The 8,566-nt window shown below is 69.7% G+C and carries 7 protein-coding genes and 1 pseudogene; 1 reads left to right on the forward strand and 7 read right to left on the reverse strand.

Annotated features, from left to right (window positions below; translation table 11 throughout):
* Nucleotides 1-1,156: citrate synthase (gene gltA / locus AADI75_RS15530; protein ID WP_341209902.1), on the reverse strand; the 1,156-nt coding region annotated here is incomplete at its 3' end.
* A gap of 12 nt (nucleotides 1,157-1,168) precedes the next feature.
* Nucleotides 1,169-2,617 carry a glutamate--tRNA ligase gene (gltX, locus tag AADI75_RS15535; protein WP_341209903.1) on the reverse strand — a complete coding sequence of 483 codons (1,449 nt, stop codon included), beginning with the start codon at nucleotides 2,615-2,617 and terminating at the stop codon, nucleotides 1,169-1,171.
* 29 nt (nucleotides 2,618-2,646) lie between these two features.
* Between gltX and AADI75_RS15540 the strand changes: the two genes are divergently transcribed.
* Nucleotides 2,647-4,878 (forward strand): ComEC/Rec2 family competence protein, encoded by a 2,232-nt coding sequence (locus AADI75_RS15540; RefSeq protein WP_341209904.1) that lies wholly within the window; start codon nucleotides 2,647-2,649, stop codon nucleotides 4,876-4,878.
* Between the two features lie 239 nt (nucleotides 4,879-5,117).
* On the opposite strand, the gene lexA is transcribed toward AADI75_RS15540, so the two are convergent.
* The 5 genes and pseudogenes from lexA to AADI75_RS15565 form a co-directional block, all read right to left on the reverse strand.
* Nucleotides 5,118-5,780 (reverse strand): transcriptional repressor LexA, encoded by a 663-nt coding sequence (gene lexA, locus AADI75_RS15545; protein ID WP_341209905.1) that lies wholly within the window; start codon nucleotides 5,778-5,780, stop codon nucleotides 5,118-5,120.
* 58 nt (nucleotides 5,781-5,838) lie between these two features.
* The gene (locus tag AADI75_RS15550) at nucleotides 5,839-7,014 is read right to left on the reverse strand and encodes a molybdopterin molybdotransferase MoeA (protein ID WP_341209906.1); all 1,176 of its coding nucleotides are present in this window, start codon (nucleotides 7,012-7,014) and stop codon (nucleotides 5,839-5,841) included.
* The gene (gene moaC / locus AADI75_RS15555) at nucleotides 7,011-7,481 is read right to left on the reverse strand and encodes a cyclic pyranopterin monophosphate synthase MoaC (protein ID WP_341209907.1); all 471 of its coding nucleotides are present in this window, start codon (nucleotides 7,479-7,481) and stop codon (nucleotides 7,011-7,013) included. Before moaC ends, AADI75_RS15550 begins: the two co-directional genes overlap by 4 nt.
* An 83-nt stretch (nucleotides 7,482-7,564) precedes the next feature.
* Nucleotides 7,565-8,350, reverse strand: coding sequence for an indole-3-glycerol phosphate synthase TrpC (gene trpC, locus AADI75_RS15560; protein ID WP_341209908.1), 786 nt, complete (start codon nucleotides 8,348-8,350; stop codon nucleotides 7,565-7,567).
* Nucleotides 8,347-8,566: pseudogene (locus tag AADI75_RS15565) on the reverse strand (anthranilate phosphoribosyltransferase); the annotation flags it as partial. The pseudogene AADI75_RS15565 and the gene trpC, both read right to left, overlap by 4 nt.

The following is an 8,566-nucleotide window of genomic DNA, read 5'->3' on the forward strand; positions in this document are numbered from 1 at the left end:
CCAGCGCGAACAGCGCGGTGAACATGGTGGTCGGGAAGCCGATCGCCGAGAGGATCACGCCCGAGTAGAAATCGACGTTCGGGAACAGCTTCTTCTCGACGAAATACGGATCGTTGAGCGCGATCTCTTCCAGCCGCAGCGCGGTTTCGAACAGCGGGTCCTGGACGTTGAGTGCCTCGAACACCTCGCGCACGGTCTTCTGCATCACGGTCGCGCGCGGGTCGTAGTTCTTGTAGACGCGGTGGCCGAAGCCCATCAGGCGGAACGGATCGTTCTTGTCCTTGGCGCGCGCGATGAACTCGGGGATGCGGTCGGGCGTGCCGATCTCGCGCAGCATGTTGAGCGCGGCTTCGTTCGCGCCGCCATGCGCCGGACCCCACAGGCAGGCGATGCCCGCCGCGATGCACGCGAACGGATTGGCGCCCGACGAACCCGCCAGCCGGACCGTCGAGGTCGAGGCGTTCTGCTCGTGATCGGCGTGGAGGATGAAGATCCGGTCCATCGCCTTCTCGACCGCCGGGTTCACCACATAGGGCTCGGCCGGCACGCCGAAGGTCATGCGCAGGAAATTGCCGGTGTAGGACAGCGAGTTGTCCGGATACAGGAACGGCTGCCCGACGCTGTACTTGTACGCCATCGCCGCGATCGTCGGCATTTTCGCGATCAGCCGGTGCGATGCGATCATGCGCTGCTGCGGATCGTGGATGTCGGTCGAATCGTGGTAGAAGGCCGACAGCGCGCCGACGACGCCGCACATGATCGCCATCGGGTGCGCGTCGCGACGGAAGCCGCGGAAGAATTGCGCCAGCTGCTCGTGGACCATCGTGTGACGGGTGATCGTGCGCGAGAACGAGTCCAGCTCGCCCTGATCCGGCAGCTCGCCGTTGAGCAGCAGGTAGCAGACTTCCATGAAGCTGGACTGTTCGGCCAGCTCGCCGATCGGATAGCCGCGGTGGAGCAGGACGCCCTCGTCACCGTCGATATAGGTCAGCTTCGACTGGCACGAGGCGGTCGAGGTGAAGCCCGGATCGTAGGTGAAGGCGCCGGTCTGCGCGTACAGCTTGCGGATGTCGACGACGTCCGGGCCGACGGAGCCCGAAAGGACCGGATAGTCGAGCTCGTTGCCCGACAGCGTGAACTTGGCGGCTTCGGTCATGATCTTCTCCTGTCAGGCCCCAGTCGGGGTCATGTGGTCCGCGATACGGGCCAGGCTTTCCGCGCGTCCTAGAAGGACGAGTACGTCGAAGATGCCCGGCGAGGTCTTGCGGCCGGTCAGCGCGACGCGGAGGGGCTGGGCGACCTGACCGAGCTTGACGCCCGCTTCCTCGGCCACCGAACGCGCCACCGCTTCGGTGGCCTCCGTATCCCAGTTGTGCACCGCGTCAAGCGCCGTGTGCAGGCGCGAGAGCAAGGCGGGTGCCTCGCCGCCGAGCAACGGCTGCGCCGCTTCCTCCACCGCGAGCGGGCGCGACGCGAAGAGGAAGGCGGTGGCGTCGGTCAATTCGTTGAGGTTCGCGGCGCGCGGCTTGAGCGACGGCATCGCCGCACGCAGGATCGAACGACGGGTATCGTCGTGATCAAAATCGAGTTTCTCCGCGACCAGGTCCGCCAGCCGTGCGTCATCGGCGGCACGGATATAATGGCCGTTGAGGTTCTCAAGCTTCTTGAGGTCGAAGCGGCTCGGCGACTTGCCGACCCCGGCAAGGTCGAACCATTCGATCGCCTCGTCGCGCGAGATGATCTCGGCATCGCCATGCCCCCAGCCGAGCCGGAGCAGGTAATTGTCGAGCGCTTCGGGCAGGATGCCGAGTTCGTCGCGATACGCCTCGATCCCGACCGCGCCGTGGCGCTTCGACAGTTTCGCGCCGTCGCTGCCGTGGATCAGCGGGATGTGCGCATAGACCGGATCGGGCCAGCCCCCCTCGATAGCGTCCATCGCGCGATAGATCGGCAATTGGCGGAAGGCGTTGTTGAGATGGTCGTCGCCGCGGATGACATGCGTCACGCCCATGTCATGATCGTCGACCACCACCGCGAGCATATAGGTCGGCGTGCCGTCGGAGCGCAGCAGGACGAGGTCGTCGAGTTCGGCATTCTGGACTGTGACGCTGCCCTGCACGTGGTCCTCGATCGTCACCGCGCCTTCGGTCGGCGCGCGCAGGCGGACGACATAGGGCTGGTCGGCGGGATAGTCGGTCCGGTGGCGCCACGGCGAGCGGACGCGCAGCGGCTGCTTGGCGGCCTGCGCTTCGGCGCGCATCGCCGCCAATTCGTCCTGCGTCAGGTAGCAGCGATAGGCGTGGCCGTGCTCGACCATCGTGTGCGCGACCGCGGCGTGACGGTCGGCGCGTTCGAACTGATAGACCTCTTCGCCGTCCCAATCGAGGCCGAGCCAGCGCATCCCCGACAGGATCGCGTCGATCGCGGGCTGTGTCGAGCGGGCGCGGTCGGTATCCTCGATCCGCAGCCGGAAGGTGCCGCCGTGATGGCGCGCATACAGGAGGTTGAACAGCGCGGTGCGCGCGCCGCCGATATGGAGGAACCCCGTCGGCGACGGGGCGAAGCGGGTGACGACGGCGCGGCCGTCCGCGCTGGCGGTTTTGTCGGTTGCGCTCAAGCGCGCTTGCTCCCAGGCTGGAAATTCGAATGGCCAGTTCAGCCGCGCCCGCCTCTAGCAAAGCATCGTCGGCGCTTCAAATCCGCGCCGCGCAGGGCATCGCTTTGATACAGGACGCAATCGAGCATCGGCTGGAGGCGGAGCGCGACCAGCTCGTCCTGTGGGTACCCGTGGCGTTGGGGACGGGCGCGGCGGCGTGGTTCGTGCTGCCCGATCCGCGGAGCTGGGTGGCGGTGCTGTTGCTGGCGCTCGCGGTCGCGGCGGCGGCGCTCGCGGGGGCGCGGGGCGGGCGTGCGGCGGTGCTGGCGGCGGTGCTCGCGTTGGCGGTGGTGATGGGACTGGCGCTGACCTGGGCACGCGCCGAGCGGGTTGCCGCGCCGGTCCTGACCCGACCGGTGATCGCGTGGTTGAGCGGGCGCGTCGAGCAGGTCGAGCCACTACCGGCGCGGCAGCTCACGCGGGTGACGCTGACGGTCGCCGAATGGGACGGCGAAGGTCCCCCGCCGACGCGGGTGCGGGTCAATCTCGACGCCCAGGCGGTACCGGGCGGGCTGGCGCGCGGCGCGGCGATCCGGGTGCGCGCCCGCCTGATGCCTCCCGCGCCGCCCGCCGTGCCGGGCGCCTATGATTTCGCGCGGGTCGCGTGGTTTTCCGGGCTGGGCGCAACCGGTCGCGGCTTTGCGCCGGTGACGATCCTCACGCCCGCCTCGACGGATGCCGGCGACATCCGTGCGGCGTTGACCCGGCATATCGAGGCGCGGCTGGCGGGCAGCGCAGGCGGGATCGCGGCGGCACTGGCGACCGGCGATTCCGGCGCGATCGACGAGCGCGATGCCGAGGCGATGCGGCGGGCAGGGCTGGCGCATCTGTTGTCGGTCAGCGGGTTGCACATCACCGCGGCGGTCGGCCTCGTCATGTGGCTGACGCTGCGGCTGCTCGCGCTGTCGCCGCGGCTGGCGCTGACCGGGCGACTGCCGCTGGTCGCTGCCGCGGCGGGGGCGGTGGCGGCGATCGGCTACACCTGGCTGACGGGATCGCAGGTGCCGACGATCCGCAGCTGTGTCGCGGCGCTGATGGTACTGGTGGCGCTGGTGCTGGGGCGCGAGGCGCTGACGCTGCGGCTCGTCGCGGCGGGCGCGCTGGTGGTGTTGCTGTTCTGGCCCGAGTCGGTGATCGGACCCAGTTTCCAGCTTTCGTTCGCGGCGGTAACGGCGATCATCGCCTTCCACGAGCATCCGCGGGTTCGCGCGTGGTTCGGCGAGCATGAGGAGCCACGGTGGCGCGGCCTGTTGCGGGCAGCGGCGTCGCTGCTGCTGACCGGGCTGCTCGTCGAGCTGACGCTGATGCCGATCGCGGTCTATCACTTTCATCAGGCGGGCCTTTATGGCGCGATCGCCAATATCGTCGCGATCCCGCTGACGACCTTCGTGGTGATGCCGGCGGAGGCGGTGGCGCTGCTGCTCGATCTGGTCGGCGCAGGGGCGCCGGCGTGGTGGGTCGCGGATCGGGCGCTGGCGTTTTTACTGTGGATTGCGAGGACGGTAGCGGCGGCACCAGGAGCGGTGACGGCACTGCCGGTGATGCCGACCGCGGCGTTCGGCGCGATGGTCGCGGGCGGGCTGTGGGTGGCGATCTGGCGGACGCGGTGGCGTTATTTCGGGCTGTTGCCCGTCGCGATCGGCGCCGTCTGGACGATCGCGACGCCGGTGCCGGACCTGATCGTCACCGGAGACGGGCGGCATCTGGCGCTGCGGGGCGATGACGGCGGTGTATCCATTTTGCGTGATCGGACAGGGGATTACGTCCGCGATCTGCTCGCCGAGGCCGGCGGCCTGGACGGCATGCCCACGCTGCTGAGCGAGGCGCATGGCGCGCGGTGCAATCGTGACCTGTGCTGGATGGAGCGGCACGGGGACGGGCGCGTGTGGCGGGTGCTGGCGACACGGAGCCTGTATCTGGTGCCGGCCAACGAGCTGATAGCGCTGTGTCGGCGCGCGGATGTGGTGGTCAGCGAGCGGCAGCTGCCGCGCCCTTGTCGGGGACGGTGGCTGACGCTCGACCGGGCGACGCTGGGGCGGACCGGCGGGGTGCGGGTGACGTTTGCGACCGGGCGGGTCGCGACGGTGCGCGCGGCGGGGGACAGGCATCCGTGGGTGATCGCCGGTCAGCATCAGGCGCGGGAGGCGGCAAAAGGCGCGTCGATGTTGGCAAGGTGGTTGTCGATGTTGCCCGATGCGGGCTCGAAGGTGACGCAACCGTGACGGGTTGCGTGCGGCGCCGAGCGGTTGTTGGGTTTGCTTGGCGAGGAGTGCCAAGTCATTGCGAAGGTTCGCCGATTTGCCCCACGGCGTTCGCGGGGGTGGGTGCGAGAGCGGCGGTGCGGGGCTTGCGCAGGGCCCGATGTTTGCGAAGGTTGTGCCTACGCGCCTCGTTTCGGCTCGATCGTCGAGAAGAAGCGGGGCCCCGGATCACGTCCGGGGCGACGGCGGTAACCCGGTCCTTACGAGTAACGCCGCAGCAGCCCGGCGAGTTTGCCCTGCACGCGGACCTGCGCGGGGGCGTAGCGTTGCGGGTCGTAGGCGCGGTTGGCGGGGTCGAGGCGGATCATCGCGCCTTCGTGGCGGAAATATTTGAGCGTCGCCTCGCTGTCGTCGATCAGCGCCACGACGATCTCGCCGTCGCGCGCAACCTCCTGACGACGGATCAGCGCATAGTCGCCGTCGAAGATACCGGCCTCGACCATCGAGTCGCCCGCCACCTCCAGCGCGAAATGCTCGCCCGCGCCGAGCAGCGCCGCGGGCACCGGCAGCATCGTCGAGCCTTCGAACGCCTCGATCGGCACACCGGCCGCGATCCGGCCGTGCAGCGGGATCTCGACCACGTCGTTGGCGGGCTCGGGCATCGTGCGCTTGACCGAGGGCGGGGCGGTACGCTTCGCCTCGGGGCCGCGTTCGGGCGCCTTGATGACCTCCAGCGCGCGCGCGCGATTGGGGAGGCGGCGGAGATAGCCACGCTCCTCGAGCGCGCTGATGAGGCGGTGGACCCCCGACTTGCTCTTCAGCTCCAGCGCGTCCTTCATCTCCTCGAACGAGGGCGAGACGCCCGTGTCGGCGAGGCGGTCCTCGATGAAGCAGATCAGCTCGTGCTGCTTGCGCGTCAGCATGTCCGGGCGCCTTCCTAGTGAACGGATTGCGAACCTTTATGGAACATAGCGCTGTCCGTCAAGCGATCATCAGGATTTCCGCCGAGTCGCCCGCGCGTGCCGCGGGAGCGTGCGGATCGCGCACGATCAGGCAGGTCGAGCGCGCCAGCGTGCGCAGCATCGAGCTGTCCTGAATGGTCGAGGCGAAGGCGCGGCCGTCGCGCAATTCGGCGCGCAGATAATCGGTCCGTTCGTTGTTGGCGGGCAGGTCCTCGCCGAGCAACGCCCGGGAAACGGCCGGAAACGGGTCGGTGGCGCCGGCGAGATGCGCGACGAGCGGGCGCACGAACAGCAACGCGGTGACGAAGGCCGACACCGGATTGCCGGGCAGCCCGACCACCGCCATGTCGCCGCGCCGCCCGGCGAGCATCGGCTTGCCGGGGCGCAGCGCGATCCGCCAGAAATCGAGCGTGGTGCCCGCGGCGAGCAGCGCGGGGCGAACAAGATCGTGGTCGCCGACCGACGCACCGCCGGTGGTGACCAGGACGTCGGCGGCGACGCTGGCGAAGGCGTCGGTCAGCCGGTCGAGCCGGTCGGGGAGGATGCCGAGATCGACGATTTCGACGCCGCTGCCCGCGAGCAAGGCGCGGAGCAGCAGGCGGTTGGATTCGGGCAGGGCGTCGCCAGGGGTGCCGGGCTCGACCAGTTCGTCGCCGGTGGCGGCGAGCGCGACGCGAACCGGGTGCGCGACCGCGAGCCGCGCGACCCCGCCGGTCGCGGCGACCGCCAGCCGCGCGGGGGTAAGCCGCTGGCCTTGCTCCACGAGGACGTCACCCTCGGCGAAGTCGAGCCCGCGGCGACGGACGTTGCGGCCGACATGCGGCGGACCCTCACCGTCGAGACGCAACGTGTCGCCGTCGCGCGCCGCTTCTTCCTGCACGAGTACGGTGTCTGCGCCCGGTGGCATCGCGGCACCGGTGAAGATGCGGATGGCCTCCCCGGCACCGACCGTGCCGGAGAAGGGCGCACCGGCAGCGCTTTCGCCGATCACGCGCATGGGGCCGGGCAGGTCGGCGAAACGGAGGGCGTAGCCGTCCATCGCCGACAGATCGGTCGCCGGTTGGGTGCGGCGCGCGATCACCGGGGCGGTCGCCCAGCGGCCAAGCGCCTGATCGAGCGGTACGTCGACCGTCTCGACCGGGCGACCGAGCGCGAGGACGCGCGCCTGCGCCTCGGCGACCGGGAGCAAGGTCATGCGGCGCGCCAGTCGCCGGAACGGCCGCCGCGCTTTTCGAGCAGGCGAATGTCCCTGATCGTCATCGCCTTATCGATCGCCTTTGCCATGTCGTAGACGGTCAGCAGCGCGGTGGAGACGGCGGTCAGCGCCTCCATCTCGACGCCGGTCTTGCCGTCGGTCGCGACGGTGGCGGTGGCGGTGATGCCGCTCGCCTCCGGCACCAGATCGAGCGACACGCGCGTGATCGGGAGCGGATGGCATAGCGGAATGAGGTCGCTGGTGCGCTTCGCGGCCATGATCCCCGCGACGCGGGCGACCGCGAGGACGTCGCCTTTCTTCACTGCGCCGTCGCGAATCGCGGTTAGCGCTGCATCGGACATCGTGATCGTACCGGTCGCGACCGCCTCGCGGCGGGTGACCGCCTTGTCGCCGACATCGACCATGTGCGCGGCGCCATCGGCATCGAGGTGGGTGAGGTTGGTCATGTGTTAGACGGCGTGCTGTGGGGCACGTACTTCGACAAGCTCAGTACGAACGGTGGTTGGGCGGCGGGGCATCCCGGGCGATCCTAACCGACCATCGCGCGCGTTGCCGCGGCGATGTCGGCGTGGCGCATCAGCGCTTCGCCGATCAGGAAGCAATGCACGTCATGCGCGGCCAGTTCGTCGAGGTCGGCGCGGCTGGTGAGGCCGCTTTCGGCGACGAACGTGCAGCCGGCCGGCGCGTCCGCGATCAGATCGTAAGTACGACGGAAGTCGACCGTGAAGGTACGCAGGTCGCGGTTGTTGACGCCGATCAGACGCGTCTTCAGGCGGGCGGCGCGCTCCATCTCGTCGGCGTCGTGAACCTCGACCAGCACGTCGAGCCCCTGTTCGATCGCGGCCGCCTCGCATTCGGCCATGCACGCATCGTCGATCGCGGCGGCGATCAGCAGGATCGCGTCGGCACCGATGCTGCGCGCCTCGACCACCTGCCACGGATCGACGGTGAAATCCTTGCGGAGCACGGGCAGGTCGCAGGCGGCGCGCGCGGCGATCAGATACTCCTCGTTGCCCTGAAAATATTGGGCGTCGGTGAGCACCGACAGGCAGGTCGCGCCGCCCTCCGCATAAGCGCGCGCGTGCGCGGGCGGGTCGAAATCGGCGCGGATCAGCCCCTTGGACGGGCTGGCCTTCTTGATCTCGGCGATCAGCGCGTGGCGGCCGGCGGCGACGGTCGCATCGAGCGCGGCGCGAAAGCCGCGCGCGGCGCTCTGCGCGGCAGCGAGGGTGGTCAGGTCGGCGAGCGAGGTCGTGGCCTTGCGCGCGGCGACCTCGCTGCGCTTGGTCGCGCAGATGTCGGCGAGGATGGTCATGACCAGGCGATCCAGCGATCGAGGAGGGTGGTGGCGTGACCGGCGTCAATCGCCTCGGCCGCCTGTGCCGCGGCGGCGCGCAGATCGGTCTGCCGGCCGGCAAGCACCAGCGCGGCGGCGGCGTTGAGCAGCACCGCGTCGCGGTATGCGCCCGGCTCGCCGGTCAGCAGGCGGCGGAGCGCGGCGGCGTTATAGGCGGGATCGCCGCCAGATCGG

Origin of the sequence: uncultured Sphingomonas sp., from assembly GCF_964021865.1 — a bacterium.
Taxonomy (GTDB): domain Bacteria; phylum Pseudomonadota; class Alphaproteobacteria; order Sphingomonadales; family Sphingomonadaceae; genus Sphingomonas.

What these genes read in the sequence shown, in the direction of transcription:
- trpC (WP_341209908.1), bottom strand. Translation starts at nt 8,350, where the DNA reads ATGACCATCCTCGCCGACATCTGCGCGACCAAGCGCAGCGAGGTCGCC.
- AADI75_RS15550 (WP_341209906.1), bottom strand. Translation starts at nt 7,014, where the DNA reads ATGACCTTGCTCCCGGTCGCCGAGGCGCAGGCGCGCGTCCTCGCGCTC.
- moaC (WP_341209907.1), bottom strand. Translation starts at nt 7,481, where the DNA reads ATGACCAACCTCACCCACCTCGATGCCGATGGCGCCGCGCACATGGTC.
- AADI75_RS15540 (WP_341209904.1), top strand. Translation starts at nt 2,647, where the DNA reads ATGGCCAGTTCAGCCGCGCCCGCCTCTAGCAAAGCATCGTCGGCGCTT.
- lexA (WP_341209905.1), bottom strand. Translation starts at nt 5,780, where the DNA reads ATGCTGACGCGCAAGCAGCACGAGCTGATCTGCTTCATCGAGGACCGC.